We start from the raw sequence: 25077 nt of genomic DNA, 5'->3' as shown, positions 1-25077 counted from the left end.
GCCCGGACTCCGCCCATTCCTCCTGACATGTGTGTAACGATACACAAAACGGCTGTGTATCGATACACAGCTATCCTCGGCCCATGAGCGGACGGGCGGCGCGACGCCGGGTGACCATGGCCGAGGTCGCCCGCGCGGCAGGGGTGTCGGTGATGACCGTCTCGTACGCCTACGGCCGGCCGGGCCGGGTCTCCGACGAGGCGCGGGCCAAGGTCCGCGAGGCCGCCGAGCGCCTCGGCTACCCGGGCCCGCACCCCGGCGCGCGCTCGCTGCGCAGCGGCCGGACCGGCAACCTGGGCGTCGTCCTGGGCGAGCACCTCACCTACGCCTTCGACGACCCGCAGGCGACCCGCTTCCTGTCCGGCGTCGCGCAGGTCTGCGCCGACCACGGCATGGCGCTCACGCTCGTCCCCGTCACCGGAAGTCCCTCCGACGTCGACCGGGTCACCGAGGCGGCCGTCGACGCCTTCGTGGTCTGGACGACCGCCGACGACGACCCCGTCATCGACGCCATCTCCGCCACCGGCCTGCCCGCCGTGGTCCACGGCGGCCCGCGCCGCGACGGCCTCTCCTTCGTCGCCGCCGACGACCGCGCCGCGGCGGCGGCCGTCGGCCGCGAGGTCTTCGCGGGGGCGCGGCGGCCCGGGGTGCTGAGCTTCCCCCTCGACCGCGCGAGGCTGTCCGGCGTCACATGCGGCGCGCCCCTGGACGACGCCGCGCCCGCCGGGTCGGGCACCCTGCCTCCGGGCGGGGTCGACCCGGACGCCTCGACCTTCCGGGTCACCCGACAGCGCCTGCGCGGCTACCGCGACGCCTGGGCCGAGACCGGCGGCGACTGGTCGCGGGTCCGCGTGGCCGTCTGCTCCACCAACAGCGCGCGGGAGGCCGAGACACTCGCGGCCGAGCTGCTCACCGGCCCGCACGCCTGCGACGCGATCGCCGCAATGAGCGACGAGCTGGCCCTCGGCGTCCTGCGCGCCGCCACCCGCCTGGGCCTGACCGTGCCCGGCGACCTCACCCTCAGCGGCTGGGACGACTCCGGCGCCGCCGCTTCCGCCGGTCTCACCACCGTCGCCCAGTCCCTTCGCGACCAGGGCGCCCGCTGCGCCCGCATCGCCCTCGGCCACCCCACCCCGGCCGACCGGGACGACGAGGTCGCCTGGCACCTGGTCAGCCGTGCCTCCACTCTGCGTCCTTGAGAAAGCGGACTTTCCTACCCGGACGGCTCAGGAAATACGGCTTCTCTGTAGTAATGGTGCGCAGGCAGCGTGTAAGTAGGGCCAATTTTCCTATTTTCAGACCTTCTTGCCTCTTGCCCGATACTCTCACAACTCGGAAATACCCCAACGATTCCGAGGACGGAGTGCCGCCATGGGCGAACACACTGCCAACAGGCAGCAGAGCAAGATCAAAATACTCGTACCGCTGACGATCATCGCAGCGGCGATTTCGGCAACGATCTGGCTGCGCCGCCGCCCCGGCCAGCCGATCCAGGTCTCGGTCCACGTCTAGGGGCCACCCACGTTCGCCCACTAAATCGACACCACTTCACGGATGGGCGATATTTCCGCGATATCCGAATTCTGCTGATCTCGCGGTCTCATTGCGGTTCTGTGGCGATTGTCCGCAGTGACGCACAGGACGCTTCCGCGGTCTTCATGACTGCGGTATCGCAGGCAGATCCAATCCTGTCGGTCCCGCCTGCCACTCTCTCCCAAAGCAATTTCTCGCGGTCAGGCAACACAGAGAGGTGTTCGCGGTGAGCACGAGCCTTTCGGCGCGTCTTCTGGATGCGCTCGGCGATGACAGGAAGCACACGGCGCTGGTGGTGCAGGCCAGATATCAACCGGTCGGCGGTGAGGGCAACGTCGTGATGCCCCCCACCTTCCCCGTCGACAAGAACGAGAAGGACCTCACGAAGAAGTACGTCATTGCCGATCGCCTGGTCGACGGCGAGCGGGTCGGGACGGTGACGATCGACCAGGAGCAGTCCCAGTCCAACCGGCTGGAGGAGGCCCTGCGCGACGCCCGCGACGGGGGCCGTCTCACCCTGCCGATGTTCGAGCTCCGGACGAAGACGTCCCGGGGCGAGATCCGGCTGACCTCGCTCGACTTCCCCCACCGCTACGCCGACGCCTACCTGCGCGACAGCACAATCGGAGGGGTCCGCTTCGATCAGAGCGCGATCGGCGAGCGGCTCCGCGCCGTCAGCGTGACCGACGTCCGGCCGCTGTTCGAGCGGGAGCCCCTGTCCCTCGTGCTCGGCGCGTGGGACTCCCACCGCAAGGGCCGCTGGCCCAAGTTCGCCCGCCTCTACACCGCGACCATGTACGGCGTGGCCCCCCACTTCGCCGCGCGACGCGGCGGACGCCTCGACCCGCAAAATCTCACCGGCTCGGTCGACGACAAGGCCAAGGCGGAGAACCACTGGAAGTTCGTCGCCGACGGGGAGAAGAAGAAGGGCGGCAAGCTCAGCGAGATCGGGCACGGCAACATCGCCCCCAACCCGGTGCCGGGCGGAGCAACGGTCAAGGAGATCCGCCGGATCGCGAGCATCTCCTTCGCGGGCCTTGAGCGCCTGCGCTTCGGCGACGCCTCGGCCGAAGCCTGCGTGGCCGGCCGTGCCACACTCGCCGCCCTCACCCTCGTCGGCGACCGGCTGGCGTTCGGGCGCCCGTCGGTCTGGCTGCGTTCGGGCTGCGACCTGGCCAAGGCGTCCGAGACGGTCGGCCTGGAGCTTCCCGGCGGCAGCGTCGACGAGCTTGAGGTGTCCGTACGAGAGGCGCTGGACGCCTACCACGAGCTGCGCGACGAGGCGGCCCGGCTGGGTGTGCCGATGGCCGACGACACGATCGAGGTCACCCCGATCCCCTCGCTTCAGCAGGCGATCGAGTTCGCCTTCGCCCAGTCCGCCGCCGACGAGGAGTAGCAATCGTGGCGCTCACTCTCACGGTGCGGCTGCGCCATGGCCGCTACGACGCCGGTGACATGCGGCCCAGCCGGGCCGAATGGCCCCCTCACCCAGCCCGGCTGTTCTGCGCCCTAGCCGCCTCGGCGGTGCAGGCGGACGACTGGGACGCCCTGCGCTGGCTCGAACGCGCCGGGGCGCCGGTGGTGCGCGCGGCCATGGACGATGCGCGGCCGGGCAGGACCGACTCCTACGTGGTGACGAACCAGACCGAGCAGAAGAGCGGCAGCCAGAGCTGGCCGGGCCGCACGAACGGGGCACGCAGCCGCGCTTTCATCACCCCGGCCTCCGACCGGTTCGCCGTGGTGTGGCCGGGCGCCGACCCCGACCCCGGCGTGCTCGCCAAGCTCGGCGCCCTGGCCCGCCGGGTGCCGTATGTCGGCCGCTCGACCAGCCAGGCCGAGGTGACCGTGACCGGCTACCTCCCCGATGACGAACCGGCCTGGTCGGAGCTGGCCCCGGTCGCGCTCGGCACCCCCGGCGCGATCGAGCTGCGCGTGCCCTACGTCGGATACACCGACGCGCTCCGAGACGCCTACGACCGTGGTGGGAGAGCGTGGGAGGCCGCGCGGGCGCTGCCGTACTCGCCGGTCGTGGTGACGGAAGAACCCGTCCCGACGCATCTCTCCCCCTGGGACGACCTGATCGTCTGGGGATTCGAGCGGCCCAGCGCCCGCGTCAGCGGCGACCAGGTCGCCCGGCTCACGCTCGCCCTGCGCAAGGCCGTCATGTCCAGGGTCACCGAGCCGATCCCCGCACAGGTGAGCGGGCACGGGGCCGACGACAGGACCCATGTCGCCTTCCTCGCGCTTCCCGACGTCGAGCAGGAGCACTCCGACGGCCACCTTCTCGGAGTGGCGCTGGCACTCCCTCGCCACATGCCCGCCGAAGACTGGAACCGGCTGGCCAAGGCCGTCATGGCCGACCCGCTGACCCGGCTCACTCCCTGGCCCGGTGAGCCGGTGCGGCTCGGCCAGGGTCAGAACCTGCGCACCCTGCGTCGCGGCCGGTGGACCGGCCGGGCGGAGGGTACCCGCACCTGGGTCACGGCCACCCCGATGATGACCGACAGCTTCGCCCGTCCCGGCCGCTCGTACGAGCAGATGGTCGCCAAGTCGCTGCGCCGGGCCGGTTTCCCCGATGTCGTGGATGTCGAGGTCTCGACGGCACCGCTGACGCGCGGGGCGATCTGGCGGCCCCGCCCGGGGTCCCTCCCGTCCAACCGGCCGAAGAAGCCCATCGTGCACACCCGGGTCGTCTTCGACCGGCCGGTGGTGGGGCCGGTGATCGCGGGCTCCCTGCGCTACCTCGGCCTCGGCCTCTTCGTCCCCGAGGGGGTCTCCGGATGAGCGCCTTCACTGTCACGGACTTTCCCGCCTTCTACAAGCAGGTCCATGGGTATGAGCCCTTCCCCTGGCAATTCGAGCTTCTCAAGCGGGTGGTCGAAGAGGGCTGGCCGGAGCTGATCGACGTCCCCACGGGCCTAGGCAAAACGTCCGTGATCGACGTCGCCCTCTTCGCGGCGGCCCTTGGCAGGGTTCAGGCTCGCGTTGGGGTTCCCAGGCGCGTCTTTTTCGTCGTCGACCGTCGGCTCATCGTCGACGAGGCGTATCGGCACGCCGATTCTATCGCCGAAGCTCTCCGCACCTCCGAACGAGGGAGCCTCGCGGCCAAGGTCGCCACTGCCCTCCGGATGGAGGGTGACACCGCCGGGACGCCGGTCGAGGTCACCCGGATGCGCGGCGGGGTCAACTGGTCGTGGCGGTGGGTCGAGCGGCCCGACCGGCACGCGATCGTCGTCGGGACCGTCGACCAGGTGGGCAGCCGGTTCCTCTTCCGCGGCTACGGCGTCGGGGAACACCTGCGCCCGATCGACGCGGCGCTGGTGGGCACCGACAGCCTGATCGTGGTGGACGAGGCCCACCTCTCGGAGGCGTTCCTGGCCAGCGTGCGCGAGGCCACGACCTGCGACGAGACACCGGCCCCGATCCGTCCGACCATGGTCAGCATGTCCGCCAGCCCCGAGGCCGACACCGCCCACGTGCACGGCATCACCGAGGCGGACGAGAACCATCGGGAGGCGTCCAAGCGGTTGAAGGCTTCCAAACGGCTCCACCTGGTGGAGGTGCCGACCACCAAGGCCAACACGGCGAAGGTGATGCCCGAGGCTCTTGCCCACTGGGCGCGGGAGCTGCACCGCGAACACCCAGTCGTCGGTGTCGTCGTCAACACCGTGGCGCGAGCGCGGGCCGTGTTCGAACTCCTGCGCACCGACCGCGAGAGCCGCTGCGTGCTGCTGACCGGCAAGATTCGTCCGCTAGACCGCGACTACCTGCTGTCCAACCACTACGAGCGCATCAGGGCGGGCCGCGACCGCGCGTCCGCCGAGCCGATGTTCGTCGTGACGACCCAGACGATCGAGGTCGGCGCGAACATCGACCTGGACGCACTCGTGACCGAGTCGTCCTCGCTGCCCGCACTCATCCAGCGCCTCGGCCGCCTGAACCGCCTCGGTGACCAGAAGACCGTGGCCTCTGCGATCGTGCTGCACGGCTCAGCGGATTCCGACGGCGTGTACGACACGGCCCGTCCGGCGACCTGGGCCTGGCTGTGCGAGCAGGGCGGCACACCGCTCTCCCACTCACAGAAGGCGCGGCTCCCCGCCGAACCGGCGGGCATGGACGTCTTCCCCTCGGCACTGCGCGCACTGGTGCGAGCCATGCCCCCAGGCCAGTGGGCGACGCTACGCGAGCCCCGCTCCTACGTCCCCTTCCTGGGCCGCGCCCACCTGGACGTCTGGGCCCGCACCTCACCGATTCCCCTCAACGACATCCCCGTGGCCCCCTACCTGCATGGCATCGAGCGGGAGACAGCCCAGGTGACGGTGGTCTGGCGTGACCTCCCCGACAACACGGACTTGTGGCCCGACCTCGTCGGCCTGGTGCCGCTGACCTCGGCCGAGAGCATCGAGCTGCCGCTTCCCGCTGTGAAACGCTGGCTCAGCGGCGAGCCCGGCGGAGACGACATCAGCGACCTGGAGGCCGAGCACCTCCCCGACGTCCCCGTCCTACCCGGCGGCAGGTCCGTGCTGCGCTACCGCTCACGCGACAGCGCCGAAGTGGTCGGCCCTGCGAAGATCCGCGCATCCGATCTCATTGTCGTCCCCACCTCCTACGGCGGCTGCGACGAGTACGGCTGGCATCCCGACAGCCGTGAGCCCGCGATCGACATCGCCGACCTCGCGCAGTCCGGCCTCCGAGGAGGAATGACGATTCGCGTCGGCCCGAGCCTGGTCCGCGCCATGGAGACCTATGCTCCCGACCTCGCCCCCGAGGTCACGGCCTGGGTCGAACGCCTGCGAACCGACCACCAGGACGCCCCCGCACCGAACCCCATGCTGTCGCTCCGATCCACGCTGAGCAAACCTCAACCGGGTCAGGACGAGCTGCCTCACCTGACGATGCTCAGACGGCTCACCAGCCGCCCCCAGGGTCGGCTGATCGACCACATCGACACCGGCACCCTCCTCCTATCCTTCGGAACCACCGCGTTCCGCGAAGACACCACCGCCGCGGGATCCTCCATCTCCTCCGCGAAGCTCTCACTGACCGTCCACCAACAAGAGGTGGCGGAGAAGGCCGAGGAGTTCGCCCGCAACCTGGGCATGGAGCCGGAGGTCATCCAGGCCGTCGGGCTGGCCGCCCTCTGGCATGACGAGGGCAAACGCGACCCGCGCTTCCAGGTCATGCTCCACGGCGGCGACCGCTGGGCGGCAGCGGCCAGTGACGAACCGCTGGCGAAGTCGGGCATGAACCCCGGCGACCGCGCCGCCTTCCGGCAGGCCCGCCAGAGAGCGTCCTACCCAGGCCCGATGCGCCACGAGGTGCTCTCCGCCCAGATCGCGACAGCGCTACTGGCCGACGTACGCGACGTCGACCACGACCTGGTCCTGCACCTCGTCGCCAGCCACCACGGACGGAGCCGCCCACTGTTCCCCTCGGTTGTCGACCCCGCGCCGACCACCAAAATCGAGCGGGACGGCCGGCCGATCGAGGTCGACACCTCCCGGTCGGTCGACTGGACGTCTCCGGGCCGCTTCGAACGCCTCAACCAGCGCTACGGCCGATGGGGGCTCGCCCGGATGGAAGCCGTGGTCCGGCTGGCCGACATCTGGTGCTCGGCCCTCAGCGAGGAGCGGACATGACGACCTTCAGCACTGAGCTCCCCGCTCTCGACGGACGAGACCCGCTCGGCTTCCTCGCCGCCCTAGGCCTCCTGCGCGTCTGCGCCGACATCTGCCGCGTGCCAACGACACTCTCCTTCTCCGACACCACCGCCTGCGCGATCCTGCACAGCCCGTACAAGACGGCCGAGGAGATAGCGGACGCCCTGCACGGTGTCGTCGCGTCGATTCCCGACGCGGCCGTCCTCCCCGACGGCGGAGCCGGTTTCCCACCGCCGTCGGGTTCGGGAAAGGACCCGCTGCGCCGATCTCGCGAGGACTTCCACCAGCTGATGGCGAGCCATCCCGAGGCGGTGGAAACCTGGCTGCCATCCTTGGTCACCGACCTCGCCCTCGACAAGCAGGGACGCTGCGCCATCACACCGTTCACCGCCCCCAGCGGGCAGCAGAAGCTACGGACGTTCTTTGAGAAACCCCTGGAGGCGGTACGGAACGAGCCTCAGCGGCTGTTGGAAGCCCTCATCGGCTGGCGACGTGTCGAGGGATTCACTGGCGAATACCTCGACCACCGGGTGCTGCGCAGCAGCAGCGACGACACCGAAGGTCGTAGCCGGGAAAGCGGCGTCCCCGGAGCAACCTGGTTAGCCACCATGGCCCTGCCCCTCCTCCGCGTCATCGGCGACGGCCACCGCCTCCGCGCCACCCTCTGGCACCGAACCAGTTCCACCTCCGTCATACTGTGGCCCCTCTGGCGCCCCGCCCTCGATCTCCCCTCCGTAAGGTGCCTCCTCGACCATCCCGCCCTCGCCCCTCACAACCGCGTCCCTACAGTCGACTCCGCCGAGTGGCCGGCCCTCGGCGTCTTCAACGTCTACGGCGCAGAACGCCAACGCATCCCTGGCCGCACCTTCGACGGCGTCCTCGCTCCCTTTCCCGTAAAGATCGTTTAGTCTCTGCACGTACGCACGAGTTGTCATTTGAAAAATGCACAGCACGCCACCGCCCCTCGCCAAGCCTGCCTCTCCTGGGAACCGGTTAAGAACCTCAAGCACTCACGCTTTCCCAGGGAGGTTCCGAAGCCCAAACAAGCACTCAAAAACCCAAACTAGACATCCTTTCGCCTCAATTCAATCACTCTGTGTCATAAGACCAGCTCGCGAAGCGTTGCACTCCGGTCTTCACGACCGGTCTCATTGCGGGCGCTCGCTCAGTAACTTCTCGCTGATCTTGTCGAACTGTTGCACTCCGGTCTTCACGACCGGTCTCATTGCGGGGCGAAAGTCCCTGAGCGGCCTGAACCGGCTACTCCTCCGTTGCACTCCGGTCTTCACGACCGGTCTCATTGCGGGACCGCCTGCTGTGTGGTGTCCAGGGTCCAGGTGTACAGAAGTTGCACTCCGGTCTTCACGACCGGTCTCATTACGGCGGGCTGGGCGTGACGTCGCCGGACGCGGCGCGGTGTTTCACTCCGGTCTCCGGACCGGTCTCATTGCGGCCTCGACCTCGGCACCGTCGGTGCCCGCTGGCTGGCGTTTCACCCCGGTCTCCGGATCGGTCTCATTGCGGCAGCGTCATGCCTTCGAGCTCCATGCTCGCGCCGCGCTGTTTCACCCCGCCCTCCGGATCGGTCTCATTGCGGGAACAACCACGCCATGGAGACCATCGTGCTCCAGGCAGTTTCACCCCGGTCTCCGGACCGGTCTCATTGCGGGCTTGGTGATGCAGGAAAGCTCGTGCAGGAGGGCGCGGTTTTCACCCCTGTCTCCGGATCGGTCTCATTACGGCAGCCACCGGTAAAGCTCCCCGCCAGGGCACTCCGTTGTTTCACCCCGGTCTCCGGACCGGTCTCATTGCGGCTCGTCTAGCTGTGCCTCAGTGACTCCGGGCTCGCCGGTTTCATCCCGGTCTCCGAACCGGCCTCGTTACACCGAATCAATCTCATTGCGAGAACAAGAGTGCGGCCCGCCGAGTCATCAAGCCAGGTCCGCGAGATAGCCCTCCTTTATGCTCACGAGGAGGGAGTCCCACTCGGCGGAGGTGAAGGAGAGCACTGGGCCATAAGGGTCCTTGGAGTCGCGAACCAGGAAAAGGCGTTCGGTATCTACCGTGTGTTCCGGGGCGACTTGGGCGTTGTCGGTGAGCGCAAGTTCAACACAGCTACCGCTGAGAGTGCTCTTGTGCCAGACGCCGACCTCGACGCACTGGCCGCCGTTGGCATTACTCAAGCTCGCCTTGCGCCAGATCACGTGGGAAAGATCCATCATGGGTGAGCCTCTCCGTCCGCTTGCATGTCTCGGATAGCCTGCGCGATCAAGCTGCGAGTCTGGTCCGGCCCGAGGGCTCGTGCACGCAGGTGATTGAAGAGCAGGACATACGCGTCTACTTCTCGCGGATCCTCTAAATAGACACTTCCCTGCCAATACTCAACATACACGGTGTCCGGATCGGACAGTTTGGGGAAATTGAGGAGAGTGAATCCGCCATCCATCGCGGGGTGAACACCGGTGGCGAACGGTAGAACCTGGATCGTGACGTGGTTTGTTTCGGAGAGCTTGATCAGCCTGCGAAGCTGATCCCGCATGCTCTGGACCCCTCCGACCGGCCGACGTATGACCGCCTCGTTGAGGATGCACCACATCATGGGCGGGTCGGGACGCTCCAGCACTCGCTCCTGTCGCTTCATCCGAATCGAGAGCCGTCGTTCCAGTTCTTCGTCCGGCGGCAACACGGGTGCCGACCTCATGACGGCCCGCGCATAGTCCTCAGTTTGGAGCAATCCGGGCACAAACTCCGACTGGTACTCCTGGAGGGTCGTTGCCTCCTCTTCAAGGCCGACGTAGCTCTGGACCCACTCGGGAATCGCCTCCGACACCTTGTACCACCACCCGCGCTTGCGCGCATCACGGGCGAGTTGCATGAGCGCTTCTCGGCGATCACCGGCGACCCCGTAAAGATCGAGCATCATTGCCACCAGCGCGACCGTGGCTGCACTGGTGGCCGATTCAATCCGCGTGATGGTGACGGGCGAGCATCCTGCGTGCTCGGCCGCCTGGTCTCGCGTCAGCCCCGCCTCCTTCCGGAGGCGTTGCAACTCCGCTGCGAGGCGACGTCTCCGAACCGACGGGCTCCGCTGAGCACCCATTCCACTCCTCTCCGTAACTGACGTACCGCAGTCTGCCGAAGTGATCTTCGTTCATCAACATGCACGATGTTCATTTCGATTCTTATTGCCGAGCGAGCTACGGTCATGCAAGCTAAGCACACAGAGTGATGGATTGCTCATGGAGAGCAATCGTCAACTTCCGGTCGAACGCCTTCAAAACCGAAAAGGGGTGGCGGGAAGATGAGAGCGCGTGATCTTCAGGGGTGGGGCGGGCAGTTGGTGGAGCTGGCCTGGGAGTTGCATGAGTTGGGGGTCGACTCCGTGGTGCGGCTCTCTCCTGGTGGACCGGCGAGCATGGAGATCTTCCTTCCGTCCGGAGGACCAAAGCCCGTAACCGAGCAGCAAGGCCGCGCCTCAGCGTGCGCCTGGGATCGGAGACACGAGCGAGGCACCCGGACCGGGACACAGAAGGTCTGTGAGCGGATCACGCGGGGGACGCGGTGAGGGCGCTGGGGCTGTTGGGTCAGGTCGAAGTGCCCGCGCAGGTCGCGGCTGTTCCACGGGCCCGTCGCTACGTCCGCGACCTGCTGAAAGGGACCGACCACCCACACATCGACGACGCGTTGCTGCTCGTCACCGAGCTCGTCACCAACGCGATCCGCCACTCCGACTCCGGCCGGTGCCCCGATGGCCGAGTCATCGTTGCCGTCGCGAACCATCTTGGAACGCTCCACATCGACGTTGTCGACGCCGGATCGACCGGGCAGCGGCCTCGCCTCTGCGCGGGCGTAGGGCCCGACAGCGGTGGAGGACGCGGGCTCTGGCTGGTGCAGGAGCTGTCCTCGGCCTGGGGTTGGTACGAGACCCTGGCCGGGCGCGTGGTCTGGTTTCAGTTGGGCGGACAGTGACATTGTGATCAGCTGGGACTACTCGCCCCGCTGCATCAGCCCGCACGTCCTCCCCGCCCGCTCTCACTCCGAGACGCTGACCTGGCACCCTCTGCGCGGGGACAGGCAGGCTCGGGTCGTCAGGTGGACTTGCGACTGCGGCGCCCTGTTCTACGAGCTGTGCCAGGCGGGCGGGCTGAGGTTCATCCGCCGTACGCGACGGGATCATTCGATCGACGAGAGCGACCGCTGGCAGGCCCGGGAGGCGGACGCGATGTGGATCGCCCTGCTGCATGGCCTCGTACGGTAATCCGCTACTGAATTCACTCCTATCAAATCCGCACCCCTCCGAAAGAGCATGACCAATCCCGCTTTCGGACCGGCCTTGACCCACCTCACCGTCCGTTGGACCCTTGGCTTGCCCTGGTGTCTCGGCTTGGAGGGAATGTCTCGTGCGGAACGATGTCACGCGGGCTCACTACGATCGCCTCGCTGACAAATATGACGAGAACTGGGCATACAGTCCGGAATTCATTCAATGGATGACCGGAAACATTCTCGACAGGTTCCGGATCACTCCAGATCACCGGGTGCTGGACGTCGGGGGCGGAACCGGCCTGTACGCGCGAGAGCTCGCAGAGCACGCCGAGGTGGTGGTCTGCGCCGATCCCTCCTCCGCGATGCTCGACCAGCTTCCCGCTCATGAACGTCTGATCCCGCTGCGTACCGGGGCCGAGGAGCTCGCGGAGCAGCGCGTACGACCTCCGCATGACGGTTACGACGCGATCCTGCTCAAGGAGGTGATCCACCACGTCGCCGATCCGCCCCGAGTCCTCAATGGGCTGGCCCGTCTCCTGCGGCCGGGCGGACGGATGCTCGTGGTCATGCTGCCGACGAGCATCGATTACCCGCTGTTCGACGCGGCGCTGAGGCTGTTTCGCGAGCGCCAGCCCGATCCTGCCGGCATCGCCGACGCGATGAGCGGCAGCGGTCTCGACGCCGAGCTCACCTACGACGAGTTCCCGCTTGCTTTCAGCACTGAGCGTTATCTGCGAATGGTCCGAAACCGCTACATGTCACTGCTTTCCAGCTTCGATGATGCAGAGTTGGAAAAGGGCATCGAGGAAATCCGGAGCAAGCATCCGGGTGCCGAGTTACAGTGCCTCGACCGGTTCGCCTTCGTATTTGGGGTGAAAGCGTGAGCAGCGTGGAGCTCGACAGCCGTCTCTACCAGCTCCGCAACGAGTTGGACGACCACTCCCGCGTCGCTCGTCACCTCGGCCTGGACTTCGAACGGCCGATCAAGTCGCTTGGTGACGGCTATCCCGAGAACGCGATCGCGCTGGTCGGGAAGATCACCGAGCGGATCCTCAAGCAGCTCTGGCGACACCACAACGTCCCCGGCGACCCGGGTGGGAAGGCCCTGAGCGAGCTGATCAAGGGGGCGCAGCCGCACATCCGCAGCAGCAGCGTCCTCGACTCGCTGCGCGACATCCAGCGCCTGCGCAACCGGTCCACCCACGACGGCTACGAGATCGCCGACGAGGACGGGCTGACGGCCGTACGCCGGTTGCTGGATGTGCTGGCCTGGTTCGGCAGCACCGGCAGCGGCATCCTGACCGGGGACGTGCCCAAGCTCTCTCCCGAGGTGGCGCTCAAGGCGGAGTTTCTCGCCGGGCTCTACCTGACCCTCGACTACAAGCCGGTCAAGCGTTTCGAGCTGTCGCGCAACACCGTCTACCAGCTCTTCTTCCGCGAGCGGGGGTTGCGCAGCGAGTACGTCGAGCTGCTGCTCAGCAGGAATGTCGACGACGTGGCCGCGGTGCTGGAGGCCACCGGCGGGGAGCTGTTGCAGACCCAGTTGCCCAAGCTCACCCGGTTCCTGATCCTGGAGGAGGACGGCGTCCAGGTGGCTCCGAGTCCGCTCGGGGAGGACTATCGGATCGTCACCTACGACCGTTTTATGGACGCCTTCGTCGACCTGGACCGGCATCTGGCGGACGTCTTCGGCGCTTACCCGGAGCTGCTCGATCCGGTGGGCCTGACGATATCCGGGGACCTGCTCACCACGGACGAACGTACCGGCGAGCAGCGGATCTCCCGGGTCGGTGCCGCCGACCAGCTGCTGGACGAGGTCGCCTCCTCGGGCGGGAACCTGCTCATCGTCGGCCGTTCGGGAAGCGGCAAGTCGACGCTGCTCAAGCAGCTGGTCGCCGGGTCGGCGACGGCGAGCCGGCGCCGCTACCGCTTCTACTTCGACATGAGCCTCAAGGGTCGCGACGAGGAGTTCCGGGAGTTCGTCACGCGCACGCTCGCGCCGTACATGGCCGTCGAGAACTCGTACGTCTTCGATGTCTTCCACTACTTCGCGCGGTCGGGGTCGGTGGCGTGCGCGCTGGACGGCATCGACGAGGCGGTGCCGTCGATGACGCAGGAGGGGTTCCTGGAGCTGTTCACCGAGCTCGCCCAGGTGCTGTCGGCGGAGTCGGCGGTGGTCACGAGCTCACGGGTCTCCTTCCTTGAGGACTCCCCGCAGGTGCGACGGCTGCTGGACGGCACCGCGCTGGTGTCGGAGAAGCTCGTCCAGCAACTCCACGCACAGGGTGTGAATCCGCTGCGCGTACCCCGCTTCTCGGCGCTGCGGCTCCAGGACGCGACGGACGCCGGGACGCCCCTCGAACTTCGCCTGGCACGCGAGCTGGAACTCGACGGCGGCGACGATCGCCTGCACCTCGTCGATCTCGTCTGGCGGCACATGACGCGGGCGGCGGCCTCGGCCGGTCTCACCGAAACCCTGCCGTCGATCGTCGCGTACTTCGGCTCGGCCTTCCTGCGTGGCCGTACGACGTTCACGTTCGTCGAGCTCGTCAACGAGCTGGGCATATCCCTCTTCGGGGGAGGGCGGCTGACCTATGACGCCTTCCGGTTGAAGGAGTTCTTCCGGCCCGTCGACTCGTCCGGGATCGCGTTCGCGCACTCGGCCTACCAGGAGCTGCTGGCGGCCGAACATCTGCGTGACCCATCCGGTCGGGAGTCAGCAGTCGAGGCGGGTCCGCGCCTGACCGAGCAGGTCAGGGAGTTCCTCTACCGGCGTTCCCACCAGACGTCACAGGCTCCGGCTGACGACTGCGTCCTGCCCGCGGGCGCGTACCTCGTCGGGCCTAGTCACCACCTGATGCTCCGGCGTGTTGAGCGCCCGGTGCGTTTCGACCGCTTCCCCGTCACGGTCGGCCGCTACAACCGCTTCCTAGAGGCCGTACGGGAGCACGGTTCGCAGCAGTGGGACCATCCGGACAAGCCACCGGAGTTCTCCCACGAGCCGTGGCAGGAACGCCTCAAGGTGCAGGAGTACTTCACCGACCCGGCGTACGAGAACCATCCGGCGATCTGCGTCAACTACTGGAGCGCCCACGCCTTCGCCCGCTTCGAGGGCAAGCGCCTGCCGACCTCCCTGGAGTGGGAGGCCGCCGCGCGGGGTGGCGACGGGCGGCTGTTCCCCTGGGGTGACGACATCGACCTGGACATCGTCAACTGCGCTGACTCGTGGAGCGGACGGCCACTGATCACGTACGAGGCGTGGCGGGAGGAGCTCGACCGGGGGCGGCTCAGCCAGGCCATGCCGGGACCGGTTGACGCGCATCCGGAGAACGTGTCGCCGTTCGGGGTGCGGGAGATGGCCGGGAACGTCTGGGAGATCACCGGCACGGTGCTGGAGAACCTCAACGAGGTGGTCATCTGCGGCGGCTCCTACGACAACCCGTACCGGGCGTTGCAGGTCTCCTCCAAGGGGCTGTCCCGGCGCCGGGGATGCAGCAACGCGGTCGGCTTCAGATGCGTCGAGGAGCTCGGATGAGCATTGAGGAGACGGTGACGGCGAGCGGCCAGCGGTTCGGTCACATCGTCGACCGCATGCCGCTGGGCAGTGGGCACGACGGGCGGCAGGGCACGTACGTGGTCCGCGACATCGAGACCGAGACGCACCACTCCTTCATGTACTCCGACATCGTGACCGAGGGGTTCCGTACGATCCGGACCGGCGAGCGGGTGAGGTTCATGGTCGACCCGGACGAATCGGAGCGTGCGCGTTACGTCATCCGACTCGATCTTCCGGATATCGAGGACTACTACCGGTGACCCGGCTGGCGAGGCAGGTCGTTGTCGCCATCTACGAGGCCAGGTTCCCCTCCACGCCCGAGTGGGCACCCGGGCCGCTGGTCCTCCAGCATCGGCAGATGCGTTCCACCGCCGAGGCGCGCGGCGAGTACTACAGCGATAAGGCCACCCGCGTCCTGTACGGGCGAGACGATCACCCTCGCCGCTGGCACGACCCCGTTCACCGCGTCGTCGGCGATGTCGAGGTCTTGGGCGTCGAGGCACTACGGGCATCCGACGAGCCGGACGCCTGCGGGCTGGTCGCCATTCACCTGCGGCCCAGGCGAGGGGCGCCCCTGTCGCTGCTGCGCGGCCTGGCCGGGCGCCGGGAAGCCCCGCCCGTCGGTTTCGACCCGCAGTCCCTTGTCGAGGGTCAGGCGAAGATCGAGCCCGGACGTCCCTTCACGGTCTGCTTCGTGACCCCCGGTAGCAGAGGACTCCCCCGTCTCTATCGCCAGCCCAGATACTGGCGCTGGTCGGCGACACATCAGTGGCTATGGGCCCTGGCCTCGCGTACCACCCTGGCGGACTATCCGCCCGACCCCCAGAACCTCGAACCGGCCGACAGCGAGATCATCAGACTCTCCATCGACTGGCACGCCGCCGTCCTGCGCGACGGCATGGGCGTGATCGGCGTCCGTAGCGATGACGGGGCCGAGGATCGGTTCTTCGGATACGGGGAGTTATATGTGCGCTCCATCTATCTGGATGCCCTCATGCTCGGTTTGCTCCAGAACCAGGGGCTCAGACATCTTGAGGAACACAGTGTGGCCGCGCTCGACTCCACCCGTCCGGAAGCGATGGCCGAGTTGGAACGGGAGGTCGGTTCCTTCCGGCGCCGCCTGTGGGCCCAGCACCTCACCAGCCACGGCATCCCGAACCGGCTCCTGACCGCCTACCAGCGCCAGCACGGTCTCCGTGAACGCTTCGAGCAGATTCTGACCGAGATCAGCGACGCTAACCGGCTCACCCGCGAAGACGAGACCCGCCACGTCAACAGCGCAGTGGTGGTGTTCACACTCGTTACCGTTCCGGCCGGAATTGCGCTCGCACTGCTCCAGGTCGTGGAGCCGGACGATCCCTGGTTCTACGCCTCCGTCGGTGCGGCCTTCGTCATCTTGACGGCCCTGCTCTTACGCACCCGCTCTGCACGCGTCGCCCTCCGAGCCCTACGTCGCCGCTTCACCGCGTAGGGAGAACGCAGGTTGTCAGAACAAGTCCGTGAAGGCATCCTGGCTCGTACGCACGCCTCGCCATTCGAAAACGCACAGCGTCTTGATCTTTGCCTTGTTGAAGTTCCTCAGCCCACGTCATCAACTTCTGGCAGCGGTTAGAAACCCCAAGCACGCACACTTTCCCTGGAGGGTTCCTAACCTCAGATAAACACTCGCTGGGTCAAAACGGACATTTTTCCAGCATAAGCTTGATTGCTTTCCGCTATATCTCCAGCTCGCGAACCGTTTCACTCCGGTCTCCGGACCGGTCTCATTGCGGCCTGCGTGACGTCGTGCAGTGGCTTGACCAGATTGCGTTTCACTCCGGTCTCCGGACCGGTCCCATTGCGGCTGGGACACGACCACGCATGGTTCGTTTTCGGCGATCCAGTTTTACTCCGGTCTCCGGACCGGTCCCATTGCGGCACCCCAGTCCGCCGGCGCGTCGCCGCCGCCCTGTCGGGTTTCACCCCGGTCTCCGGACCGGTCTCATTGCAGCAAATGCAACAGTTAGGACGCCGCCGCCCCGCCAGCCTCACCACCGTCGCCCAGTCCCTTCGCGACCAGGGCGCCCGCTGCGCCCGTACCGCCCTCGGCCACCTCACCCCGGCCGACCGGGACACCGAGGTCGCCTGGCACCTGGTCGGCCGCGAATCCACCCGGCGCCCCCGAAGGGGCCGGTGACGAAGGCCACGCCGGGCGGTGCGCCAGGCCGGCGGAGGTCCGGCGACGATCGGACCTGACGCGGTGTCGCGTCAGCGGCCGTGTCAGCACGGCGGCGGCCCGGTATCAGGGCGGTCGGCGACGGTGGACGCCATGAAGTTCAGTGATCGCGCCGCTCGCGGCCGTGCTCGTGGTCGCCGGCGCTCCCGTCGTGTCCGCGACGGCGAGGCCGGGGATCGAGATCTCCGGCGCGCCGACGCGGCCCCTCCCCCTGAGGGGCGGCGGGCCCGCTCGCGAGTGGCGAGCAGGTCGCCCGTACCCACACGCTCGCGGTCCGGTCTCACGTCTCAACTATTTAGTGTTGCTATGTACCGGTAGTCAGTGTTACTTTGTACCAGTAGTCAGCAACATTAAGTAGCTGAAGGGGGTGTCCCATGAGCAAGCAGCTGACGGAGATGCTCAAGGGAACGCTGGAGGGCATCGTCCTCGCGATCTTGTCCGGCCGGCCCGCGTACGGCTACGAGATCACGGCGTGGTTGCGGGACCAGGGCTTCTCCGACATCGCCGAGGGCACCGTCTACGCGCTGCTCGTCAGGATCGAGCGGCGCGGTCTCGTCGACGTGGAGAAGGTCCCGTCCGAGAAGGGGCCGCCGCGCAAGGTGTACTCCCTGAACGCTCAGGGACGTGAATACCTCGAAGAGTTCTGGAGGAACTGGAGCTTCCTCGCAGAACGGCTCGAACAGCTCCACGAAGGAGGCAACTAGACATGGAAACAGGGTCGAACGAGCCGAAGAGCCGCTACCGGCAGTACCTGGAGGTGGTCACAGGGCCGCTCGAGGACAAGAAGCGCTACCGGCAGTACAAGGCGCGCGTCAGGCAGCTTCCCGAGGACTATCGCGCGGCGGTCGAGGCGCTGGAGCGGTACCTGATGTATTTCGGGCCGGGGGACAGCGCCGACGCGGCCGCGATGTACGACGACCTCGCCGACCTGTTCGAACAGAGCGCGGCGAGCGGAACCCCGATCCGCGAAATCGTCGGGGAGAACCCCGTGGAGTTCGTCGAGGCGTTCCTCCAGAACTACCCGGGGGGCCAGTGGATCAACCGGGAGCGGGAACGGCTGACCGACGCCATCGATCGCGTCACGGGCGACAAGCCGTGACCAGGCAGAGAACGGATATCCGGATGACAACCGATCAGGTCCAGGGGCCCGCGATCCACGTGCGGGGCCTGGAGAAGTCGTACAAGGAGCTGCGCGTGCTGCGCGGCGTGGACTTCGAGGTGGCGCGGGGCAGCATCTTCGCCCTGCTCGGCTCGAACGGGGCGGGCAAGACCACGGCGGTGAGGATCCTGTCCACGCTGCTCAAGGCCGACGCGGGAACCGCCCGGGTCAACGGTTTCGACGTCGCCACGCAGGCGGCGGACGTGCGCGAGTCCATCAGCCTCACCGGGCAGTTCGCGGCGGTCGACGAGATCCTGAGCGGGCGGGAGAACCTCGTGCTGGTCGCCCGGTTACGGCACCTCAAGGATCCGGGCAGGATCGCCGACGACCTGCTCGCCCGTTTCTCGCTCACCGACGCGGGCGCGCGGAAGGCGTCGACGTACTCGGGCGGCATGCGCCGCCGCCTCGACATCGCGATGAGCCTCATCGGGAACCCGCCGGTCATCTTCCTCGACGAGCCGACGACCGGGCTCGACCCCCAGGCGCGCATCGAGGTGTGGCAGGCCGTCAGGGAACTCGCCGCCCAGGGTACGACGGTGCTGCTCACCACGCAGTATCTGGACGAGGCCGAACAACTCGCCGACCGGATCGCGATCCTCCACGAGGGCCGGGTCATCGTGAACGGCACCCTCACCGAGCTCAAGCAACTGCTCCCGCCCGCCAAGGTCGAATACGTCGAGAAGCAGCCGACCCTTGAGGACGTCTTCCTCTCGCTCGTCGGCGCCGACAACAAGGGCGCGACACCGACGACGACCGCGACGCCGGCACCGACGAGTAAGGGACAACGATGAACAGGCATTTCCTCGGCGACACCGCCGTCCTGCTGGGACGGTCCCTGCGCCACATCGCGCGCAGCCCGGACACCATCATCACGACCGCGATCATGCCGATCGCCATGATGCTGATGTTCGTCTACGTGTTCGGCGGCGCGATCAGAACAGGGTCGGATTCGTATGTGAACTACATGCTGCCCGGCATCCTGCTCATCACGGTCGCCTCGGGCATCGCCTACACCGCGTTCCGGCTGTTCATGGACATGAAGGGCGGAATCTTCGAGCGCTTCCAGTCCATGCCGATCGCACGATCCTCGGTGCTGTGGGCGCACGTGCTGACCTCGCTGGTCGCCAACGTGATCTCGCTCGTGGTGGTCGTGCTCGTCGCCCTGCTCATGGGCTTCCGCTCGGCGGCGGGAGTGCCGGCGTGGCTCGCGGTCGCGGGCATCCTGATCCTGTTCACCCTGGCGCTGACGTGGATCGCCGTCGTCCCCGGCCTGTCCGCCAAGACCATGGAGGGCGCGAGCGCGTTCTCCTACCCGCTCATCTTCCTGCCGTTCCTCAGCTCGGCGTTCGTGCCCACCGACACCATGCCCGGCCCGGTGCGCTTCTTCGCCGAGCACCAGCCGGTGACCTCCATCGTCAACGCCATCCGCGCCCTGTTCACCCAGCAGCCGGTCGGCACCGACATCTGGATCGCCCTCGGCTGGTGCGCCGGAATCCTCGTCGTCGCCTACGTCTTCGCCATGAACACCTACCGCCGCAAGATCTCCTAGGGCCGTACCGATCGAGTCCGCCCCGATCCGGATCGACGTGACGGAGGGGCGGACCGCGACGCGGTCGCCGTGACGAAGAACGGCACGTCCTCGGGTCGGCTCGCGCCGCCGGTCGGAGAGGTCACCCCGCCCCGTCCCCATCGCCCCCGATCCGCTCGGCGAGCGCTTCGCCCGAGTGCGACACCAGAGACGAGGAACCGTGACAACCCCATTCCCAACAGCGACTGCGACGACCGGAGCACGCATCTCCGGCGCACACCGGCGCCCGGTCATCCGCGGCGAGGTCCTCCGGCGAGCGGCGGTCACGACACTGGCGGCCGTGCTGCTGGTCGAGAAGGTCACCGGCCGCTCCTACGCCGAGGAGATGAGGCGGCGGGTCCTGCGGCCGCTCGGCCTGCGGGGCACCGTGGTGCCGGGTGCCCGGCCGGGGATCCCCGGGCCGCACGCCCACGGCTACCACCGCTACCAGGACGCCGGCCAGTGGAAGGTGGTCGACGTCACCCGCCAGAACCCCTCCTGGAGCTTCGGCGCCGGTGAGATGATCTCGACCACCAGGGACCTCCACACGTTCTTCTCCGCGCTGCAGGGCGGCAGGCTCCTGCCGGCGCCGCTGCTGGCCGAGATGCGCGAGCCGCATCCCAGGAGCGAGGGCCTCTTCGGCCGCTACGGCCTCGGGCTGTACGTGCAGGACACGGGCCCGGGCTGCGTCGGCACCGTCCTCAACCACAACGGCGGCGTCAACGGCTACGGGGCGCTGATGTACAGCACGCCCGACGGCAGCAGGACCCTGACCGCCTCGATCACCGCCGGGGACGCCGCGATCGACCCGGCGCAGGTGTTCCCGAAGGCGCTGGAGAAGCTCCTCAAGGAGGTCTTCTGCGACGGGCGGACCGCAGGCTGACGGGACCGGGCCGGCCGGATATCGGAAACAGAAACGCGATTATCATTATACCATGAATTACCGCTAATGGCACATTAATTGCAATTTGCTCCAGATAAGAGAAATCGATAAATTCACGCCCGTGAAGGCGAACGAAGAGAAGTTTGTCGTGTCCGGAAATGTGCGACTGTGGACGGAACGGTTCGGCGATCCGCGAGATCCCGCGGTGCTGCTCGTCATGGGCACCTCCACGATGGGAATGGGCTGGCCGGACGAACTGGTGGAGGTCCTCCTCGACGGCGGGCTGCACGTGATCCGCTTCGACCATCGCGACACCGGGCGGTCCGACCGCGTGGACTTCGCGACGCACCCCTACACGCTGGCGGACATGGCCGGCGACGCGACAGCCGTGCTGGACGGGCACGGGGTGGCCGCGGCGCACGTCGTGGGAGCATCCCTCGGCGGCGCGATCGGGCAGTGGCTGGCGGTGCACCGCCCCGAGCGCGTGCTCACCCTTACCGCGATCATGACCGGCCCGATGGGCCACAGCGCGGGGCCCGCCTTCGCCCGGGCCCTCGCCGGGCAGGATCCCGACCCCGACGACCTGCCGCCGCCCGCGCCGCGGTTCCTCCGGCACCTCGTCCGGCCGGCGGCCTTGCCCCCGGCCACCCGCGAGGAGCGCATCGCGGCCGGCCTGGAGACCTTTCGCGTGCTGAACGGCGACGTCCTGCCCTTCGACGAGCGGGCCGCGCGACGGCTCGTCGAGGCCGCGAGCGAGCTGGGCGGCGACCCGCGCGCCGCGGCCAACCACGACCTGGCAGGGAAGGTGATGACCGAGGACAGGCTCGCGCCGCTCTCCGCCGTCACCGCGCCGACGCTGGTCGTGCACGGTACCGAGGACCCCCTCCGCCCGCTGCCGCACGGCGAGGCGGTCGCCGCGCAGATCCCGCACGCGCGCCTGGTGGCCGTGCCCGGCATGGGGCACGGCTTCTTCTCCCCGCTGCTGCCCCGCCGGGTCGGCGAGATCGTCCGCGACCACGTCTCCCTCGCCGGACGCGGGGAGCGGGAGGTCAGTTCACGCAGTCCTGGGTCTTGAGGCCGAGTCCGAGTTCCTCGATCTTCTCCCGCCGGTTGACACCGAAGTAGTAGTACGCCTTGCGGTTGCCCGGAACGGTGACGTAGTAGCCGCTCTCCCGCTCCTTGACGGCCGGGTAGGCCTTCCTGATCTGGCGGAGGGTGGAGCCGAGGCCGATGCCCCGGGGAGTGCGCGCCCCGGCCGGCGCGAAGATGACCGCGACACCGCGCCTCTTGGAGATGTAGAGCCCGCCCTCGTCGCGGTGGGCCTTGTAGCTCCAGTTGGAGCAGTCGCCGCCGAACTTGAGCACGATCTTGCCGGTGGCCCTGGCCTGCCTGGCGGTCATCCCCAGCTTGACGCCGCCGTAGCCGTACGGGCCGAAGGTGCCCGGCGCGACGACCGCCGCCGGAGCCTGCGCGACGGCGACGGCTCCCGCCGGGTTCGCGATCGTCAGCGCCGGGCTCACGGCCACCAGTGCCGCCACCGCCAGTCGAGTCATCCGCATCGGCATCGATCGCCCCGTTCCTTGAGCCGCTTCCGGCATCGCTCTCCGCTGCCGCCCACCGGCGGAACGTGCCGCCGGGGTCGGGACGCGCTCATCGGCTGAGCGGGTCGCGCGCCGCAGCACATGGTGTCATGGACCCGGTCGCCATATACGATCAATGACGCCATTTATCGGGGTATATGTCGATGAGGCACCCTCTTTCGCTGAGAGGCACCGGCGTGGAGCCCTCCGCGACCGGGGGGACCGCCTTCGACCCCGCGCCGTTCGGCGCGGAGCCGGGGTCACGGCCGGTACGGCGGGGCGACCCCCCAGCCCCAGCGCGGGACCGGTGCCTGCGAGGGCGGGGTGGCGCCCGGCTGGGAGTTCTGTACCGCGAGGCGGGTGCCCCACTCGACGTATCCGGCGAACGCCGCCCGGAACTCGGGGTCGGCGGGGAGTCCCACCTCGTCGGCCGCGTCCGTCAACAGGCTCACCCACCTGCGGCGCTGCCGCTCGGTGAGGTGCTTGCCGAGATGCTGGGAGAGCATGTGCGCGTAGCCCTCGCGCTCGCGGGTGTAGCGGTCGGGGCCGCCGAAGACCTCCGCCAGCCACAGCGCGACGTACTGCGGATGGTCCGGATCCATGTGCGCGAACAGCGGGCCGATCACCTCGTCCTCGCGCACGTGGCCGTAGAACGTCTCGGTCAGCCGCTCGAACGCCGTCGCGCCGCCCGCCCAGTCGAACAGCGTCGGCTCGGTCTTGCCGAGCACCGGCTCGTAGTGCCGCATCTCCTCGATGTCCGCGACGTACGGCTTTATCTCGGCGAAGAACTCCGTGAAGTGCTCGCTGCCGCGGAAGCCCTCCAGGTGACCCTTGGCGGAGGTCCAGACGATGCGCAGGATGTAGACGCCCGGCTCGTCGGCACATCTCGACAGCTCGTAGTCCAGGCACTGGGGCGCCCTGCCCAACGGCACCGCCGCCCGGTGGTAGGCGGCCTCGAACTCCTCGGCCCGGGGGACGCGGTAACGGATGTACTCAACGATCATCGTCTCCACCTTCGAGTGATCAAGTAAGCATGTAATCATCCTATGCGGCCGACGATCTCGGCTGGAAGGGTCAATACCCGCTCTGCCCGGAGCCGGTCGCGGGCGGCCATGGTGCGCCGTACCCGATTCGATGGAGATCATAGGAGCGCGGCTGGGTCCGCGTCAGGCCACGTTCGTCCTCTGCCAGACTGCGTCGGCTCCGGCGGCACCCGGGCGCCGGGCGGCCCGGGACGGGCACGGCGGCCCCGGCGGCGCCGTACCAGGGCGGGCAGCCAGGGAACGGCGCCGATGACGAGCAGCAAGGCCAGCAGTGGCGCGCGCCACCAGGGCGAGATGCTCGCCGGTGGCGGGGAGGGTGGTGAGGCCACCCATGGACGTGCGGTCTTCGACCAGGCCAGGAACGCGTCGCCGATGGGGAGGAGGCCGAAGGCGTACCTCTTGGTCCACGGGGTGTCGATCGGCAGGCCGGCCAGTTCGCCGTAGTTCGCCAGGGCTCCGGCGAGCGGGGCGTCGCCGTGGACCTGGGCCGTGCCGAGGGCGACCGCGGTCGCCGACAGGCTCACGCCGAGCGGGAGCGGGCCGGAGTCGACGTCGCCCGGGCCGTCCATGCCGGCGGGATACTCGCGCACGGCCGGTCCGAGGCCGAGCGGGGAGACGACATAGCGGTCGCGGAAGCGCCGGTACTGGTCGGCGGCGAAGGCCGGGTCGATCTCGGCGAGGAAACGCTGGCCGAGGCTCTGCGAGCTGCCCCTGGCCACCTCGGCCGGGGCGCCTGTGCCGGGGTCGGCCCGGTGCGGGAGCAGGCCGGTGCGGGGGTCCAGCCGCCGGCGCACCGCCTGGAGCCAGCGGTCGGCGGTACCGGCATATCGGGGCGGCAGCAGCGTGTCGTGCAGCCGCAGCGACGCCATGGCGACGGTCGAGTCGACCGGCCACGCCTGCCCGGGGTAGGCCTCCAGGTAGGGCGACTCCGAGGCGCCGAACGCCTCGGCGAGCGCGGTGGAGTCGTCGGCGAACCGGCGCAGCTCGGCCGGGTCGCGTCGCGCGGGCGGTTGCAGGGCGAGCGTCCCGCCGCGCAGCCAGTTGGTCCAGCCCCGGTAGAAGACGCCGTGCGGCGGGGTGAGGTCCGAACCGAACGGGGCGCGGCCGGACGGCGACTCCAGCCGGGCCAGCGCCCAGCGCGCCTCCCGCAGCGCCGCCGGCCGCTCGCCGTCCGGCGCGCGCATGCCGAGCTCGACCCAGCTCAGGCCGTACAGCGCGTGCAGGAAGAAGTATCCCTCGGGGAACAGGCTCTGCGCCTGGTCACCGGCGCCGCCGTCGAGTGCCGCGCGCAGGAACGTCAGCTGCCGCCGGACTCCGGGCGGCTCGCCGGTCGTGCCCGCGGTGGCGGGCACGACGAGCCGTACCGCGCCCAGCAGCGCGCAGACGCCGACCGCGACGGCGACCAGCCGCCGCAGCACCCGGCCTGCCCCCGGACGCGTTCTCGGGGGCGGTGTCACCTGCGCCGTGGAGGGCGGATCGAGCATCTGTCGATCTTAGTTCGGCGCGCGGTCAGGTACGTGGCCACGTGGGCGAACGGGCAATCGGGTGCGTGGCCACGTGGGCGTTCCGCCGAGCGACCGCCCGCGTTCCGGGCCGTCGTCCGGGATGCCGTTCC

The 25077-nt window shown here is 68.4% G+C and carries 24 protein-coding genes; 19 read left to right on the top strand and 5 right to left on the bottom strand.

The features are described 5' to 3' along the window. Nucleotides 1-83 precede the first annotated feature (83 nt). The 6 genes from AB0G15_RS32680 (at nt 84) to AB0G15_RS32655 (ending at nt 8101) form a co-directional block, all read left to right on the top strand. Nucleotides 84-1199: a LacI family DNA-binding transcriptional regulator gene (locus tag AB0G15_RS32680; protein ID WP_362847193.1), complete on the top strand. Its 1116-nt coding sequence runs from the start codon at nt 84-86 to the stop codon at nt 1197-1199. A 172-nt stretch (nt 1200-1371) separates the two neighbouring features. Continuing rightward, nucleotides 1372-1512, top strand: coding sequence for a hypothetical protein (locus tag AB0G15_RS32675; protein WP_362847191.1), 141 nt, complete (start codon nt 1372-1374; stop codon nt 1510-1512). A gap of 247 nt (nt 1513-1759) precedes the next feature. After that, a complete protein-coding gene (gene cas7u, locus AB0G15_RS32670; protein ID WP_362847188.1) occupies nt 1760-2929 on the top strand; it encodes a type I-U CRISPR-associated RAMP protein Csb1/Cas7u in 1170 nt (389 codons plus the stop codon). Nucleotides 2930-2934: 5 nt separating this feature from the next. Further along, nucleotides 2935-4317: a type I-U CRISPR-associated protein Csb2 gene (csb2, locus tag AB0G15_RS32665; RefSeq protein WP_362847185.1), complete on the top strand. Its 1383-nt coding sequence runs from the start codon at nt 2935-2937 to the stop codon at nt 4315-4317. Beyond that, complete coding sequence (gene cas3u / locus AB0G15_RS32660) at nt 4314-7172, top strand: type I-U CRISPR-associated helicase/endonuclease Cas3 (RefSeq protein ID WP_362847182.1); 2859 nt, start codon at nt 4314-4316, stop codon at nt 7170-7172. Before csb2 ends, cas3u begins: the two co-directional genes overlap by 4 nt. Next, nucleotides 7169-8101 (top strand): hypothetical protein, encoded by a 933-nt coding sequence (locus AB0G15_RS32655; RefSeq protein ID WP_362847180.1) that lies wholly within the window; start codon nt 7169-7171, stop codon nt 8099-8101. Before cas3u ends, AB0G15_RS32655 begins: the two co-directional genes overlap by 4 nt. Nucleotides 8102-9124: 1023 nt before the next feature. On the opposite strand, the gene AB0G15_RS32650 is transcribed toward AB0G15_RS32655, so the two are convergent. Both AB0G15_RS32650 and AB0G15_RS32645 read right to left on the bottom strand, forming a co-directional pair. Further along, on the bottom strand, nt 9125-9397 hold the full coding sequence (locus AB0G15_RS32650; RefSeq protein WP_362847177.1) for a DUF397 domain-containing protein: 273 nt from the start codon (nt 9395-9397) through the stop codon (nt 9125-9127). 14 nt (nt 9398-9411) lie between these two features. Continuing rightward, a complete protein-coding gene (locus AB0G15_RS32645) occupies nt 9412-10293 on the bottom strand; it encodes a helix-turn-helix transcriptional regulator (RefSeq protein WP_362847174.1) in 882 nt (293 codons plus the stop codon). 461 nt (nt 10294-10754) lie between these two features. On the opposite strand from AB0G15_RS32645, the gene AB0G15_RS32640 reads away from it, so the two are divergent. From AB0G15_RS32640 to AB0G15_RS32580, 13 genes are all read left to right on the top strand, one after another. Then, nucleotides 10755-11162 (top strand): ATP-binding protein, encoded by a 408-nt coding sequence (locus AB0G15_RS32640; protein ID WP_362847170.1) that lies wholly within the window; start codon nt 10755-10757, stop codon nt 11160-11162. Between the two features lie 4 nt (nt 11163-11166). Continuing rightward, the gene (locus AB0G15_RS32635) at nt 11167-11451 is read left to right on the top strand and encodes a hypothetical protein (protein WP_362847167.1); all 285 of its coding nucleotides are present in this window, start codon (nt 11167-11169) and stop codon (nt 11449-11451) included. Nucleotides 11452-11593: 142 nt separating this feature from the next. Next, nucleotides 11594-12343: a class I SAM-dependent methyltransferase gene (locus tag AB0G15_RS32630; RefSeq protein ID WP_362847164.1), complete on the top strand. Its 750-nt coding sequence runs from the start codon at nt 11594-11596 to the stop codon at nt 12341-12343. Continuing rightward, nucleotides 12340-14994, top strand: a complete 2655-nt coding sequence (locus AB0G15_RS32625; protein WP_362847161.1) for an SUMF1/EgtB/PvdO family nonheme iron enzyme — start codon at nt 12340-12342, stop codon at nt 14992-14994. Before AB0G15_RS32630 ends, AB0G15_RS32625 begins: the two co-directional genes overlap by 4 nt. Then, entirely contained in the window at nt 14991-15275 is a 285-nt protein-coding gene (locus AB0G15_RS32620) for a hypothetical protein (RefSeq protein ID WP_362847159.1), read from the top strand. Before AB0G15_RS32625 ends, AB0G15_RS32620 begins: the two co-directional genes overlap by 4 nt. Further along, entirely contained in the window at nt 15272-16486 is a 1215-nt protein-coding gene (locus AB0G15_RS32615; RefSeq protein WP_362847157.1) for a hypothetical protein, read from the top strand. Before AB0G15_RS32620 ends, AB0G15_RS32615 begins: the two co-directional genes overlap by 4 nt. Before the next feature lie 522 nt (nt 16487-17008). Beyond that, nucleotides 17009-17191 carry a hypothetical protein gene (locus tag AB0G15_RS32610; RefSeq protein ID WP_362847154.1) on the top strand — a complete coding sequence of 61 codons (183 nt, stop codon included), beginning with the start codon at nt 17009-17011 and terminating at the stop codon, nt 17189-17191. Nucleotides 17192-17604: 413 nt separating this feature from the next. Then, a complete protein-coding gene (locus AB0G15_RS32605; RefSeq protein ID WP_362698131.1) occupies nt 17605-17934 on the top strand; it encodes a PadR family transcriptional regulator in 330 nt (109 codons plus the stop codon). A gap of 2 nt (nt 17935-17936) precedes the next feature. Further along, a complete protein-coding gene (locus AB0G15_RS32600) occupies nt 17937-18329 on the top strand; it encodes a DUF1048 domain-containing protein (RefSeq protein WP_362847152.1) in 393 nt (130 codons plus the stop codon). Between the two features lie 23 nt (nt 18330-18352). After that, nucleotides 18353-19180, top strand: a complete 828-nt coding sequence (locus AB0G15_RS32595; protein ID WP_362847150.1) for an ATP-binding cassette domain-containing protein — start codon at nt 18353-18355, stop codon at nt 19178-19180. Beyond that, the gene (locus tag AB0G15_RS32590; protein ID WP_362847148.1) at nt 19177-19938 is read left to right on the top strand and encodes an ABC transporter permease; all 762 of its coding nucleotides are present in this window, start codon (nt 19177-19179) and stop codon (nt 19936-19938) included. Before AB0G15_RS32595 ends, AB0G15_RS32590 begins: the two co-directional genes overlap by 4 nt. A 319-nt stretch (nt 19939-20257) precedes the next feature. Beyond that, complete coding sequence (locus tag AB0G15_RS32585) at nt 20258-20839, top strand: serine hydrolase domain-containing protein (RefSeq protein WP_362847146.1); 582 nt, start codon at nt 20258-20260, stop codon at nt 20837-20839. Nucleotides 20840-20960: 121 nt separating this feature from the next. Continuing rightward, the gene (locus AB0G15_RS32580) at nt 20961-21914 is read left to right on the top strand and encodes an alpha/beta hydrolase (protein WP_362847144.1); all 954 of its coding nucleotides are present in this window, start codon (nt 20961-20963) and stop codon (nt 21912-21914) included. On the opposite strand, the gene AB0G15_RS32575 is transcribed toward AB0G15_RS32580, so the two are convergent. The 3 genes from AB0G15_RS32575 to AB0G15_RS32565 all read right to left on the bottom strand — a co-directional run bounded on the left by AB0G15_RS32575 (nt 21889) and on the right by AB0G15_RS32565 (nt 24946). After that, nucleotides 21889-22404: a hypothetical protein gene (locus AB0G15_RS32575; protein ID WP_362847142.1), complete on the bottom strand. Its 516-nt coding sequence runs from the start codon at nt 22402-22404 to the stop codon at nt 21889-21891. The genes AB0G15_RS32580 and AB0G15_RS32575 overlap by 26 nt on opposite strands. 275 nt (nt 22405-22679) lie before the next feature. Continuing rightward, a complete protein-coding gene (locus AB0G15_RS32570) occupies nt 22680-23423 on the bottom strand; it encodes an antibiotic biosynthesis monooxygenase (RefSeq protein ID WP_362847140.1) in 744 nt (247 codons plus the stop codon). A 137-nt stretch (nt 23424-23560) separates the two neighbouring features. Next, nucleotides 23561-24946: a hypothetical protein gene (locus AB0G15_RS32565; RefSeq protein WP_362847138.1), complete on the bottom strand. Its 1386-nt coding sequence runs from the start codon at nt 24944-24946 to the stop codon at nt 23561-23563. Between the last annotated feature and the right edge of the window lie 131 nt (nt 24947-25077).

It is taken from the genome of Streptosporangium sp. NPDC023825, assembly GCF_040639575.1.
Taxonomy (GTDB): Bacteria; Actinomycetota; Actinomycetes; order Streptosporangiales; family Streptosporangiaceae; genus Streptosporangium.
Note: the sequence above shows the minus strand (reverse complement) of the source record. Positions and strands in the feature narration are given on the sequence as shown.

Bases quoted from the DNA above. Each gene is read 5' to 3' on its own strand.
- AB0G15_RS32680 (WP_362847193.1), top strand. From the start codon at position 84: ATGAGCGGACGGGCGGCGCGACGCCGGGTGACCATGGCCGAGGTCGCC.
- AB0G15_RS32675 (WP_362847191.1), top strand. From the start codon at position 1,372: ATGGGCGAACACACTGCCAACAGGCAGCAGAGCAAGATCAAAATACTC.
- cas3u (WP_362847182.1), top strand. From the start codon at position 4,314: ATGAGCGCCTTCACTGTCACGGACTTTCCCGCCTTCTACAAGCAGGTC.
- AB0G15_RS32655 (WP_362847180.1), top strand. From the start codon at position 7,169: ATGACGACCTTCAGCACTGAGCTCCCCGCTCTCGACGGACGAGACCCG.
- AB0G15_RS32645 (WP_362847174.1), bottom strand. From the start codon at position 10,293: ATGGGTGCTCAGCGGAGCCCGTCGGTTCGGAGACGTCGCCTCGCAGCG.
- AB0G15_RS32620 (WP_362847159.1), top strand. From the start codon at position 14,991: ATGAGCATTGAGGAGACGGTGACGGCGAGCGGCCAGCGGTTCGGTCAC.
- AB0G15_RS32610 (WP_362847154.1), top strand. From the start codon at position 17,009: ATGCAACAGTTAGGACGCCGCCGCCCCGCCAGCCTCACCACCGTCGCC.
- AB0G15_RS32605 (WP_362698131.1), top strand. From the start codon at position 17,605: ATGAGCAAGCAGCTGACGGAGATGCTCAAGGGAACGCTGGAGGGCATC.
- AB0G15_RS32600 (WP_362847152.1), top strand. From the start codon at position 17,937: ATGGAAACAGGGTCGAACGAGCCGAAGAGCCGCTACCGGCAGTACCTG.
- AB0G15_RS32595 (WP_362847150.1), top strand. From the start codon at position 18,353: ATGACAACCGATCAGGTCCAGGGGCCCGCGATCCACGTGCGGGGCCTG.
- AB0G15_RS32590 (WP_362847148.1), top strand. From the start codon at position 19,177: ATGAACAGGCATTTCCTCGGCGACACCGCCGTCCTGCTGGGACGGTCC.
- AB0G15_RS32575 (WP_362847142.1), bottom strand. From the start codon at position 22,404: ATGCCGATGCGGATGACTCGACTGGCGGTGGCGGCACTGGTGGCCGTG.
- AB0G15_RS32570 (WP_362847140.1), bottom strand. From the start codon at position 23,423: ATGATCGTTGAGTACATCCGTTACCGCGTCCCCCGGGCCGAGGAGTTC.
- AB0G15_RS32565 (WP_362847138.1), bottom strand. From the start codon at position 24,946: ATGCTCGATCCGCCCTCCACGGCGCAGGTGACACCGCCCCCGAGAACG.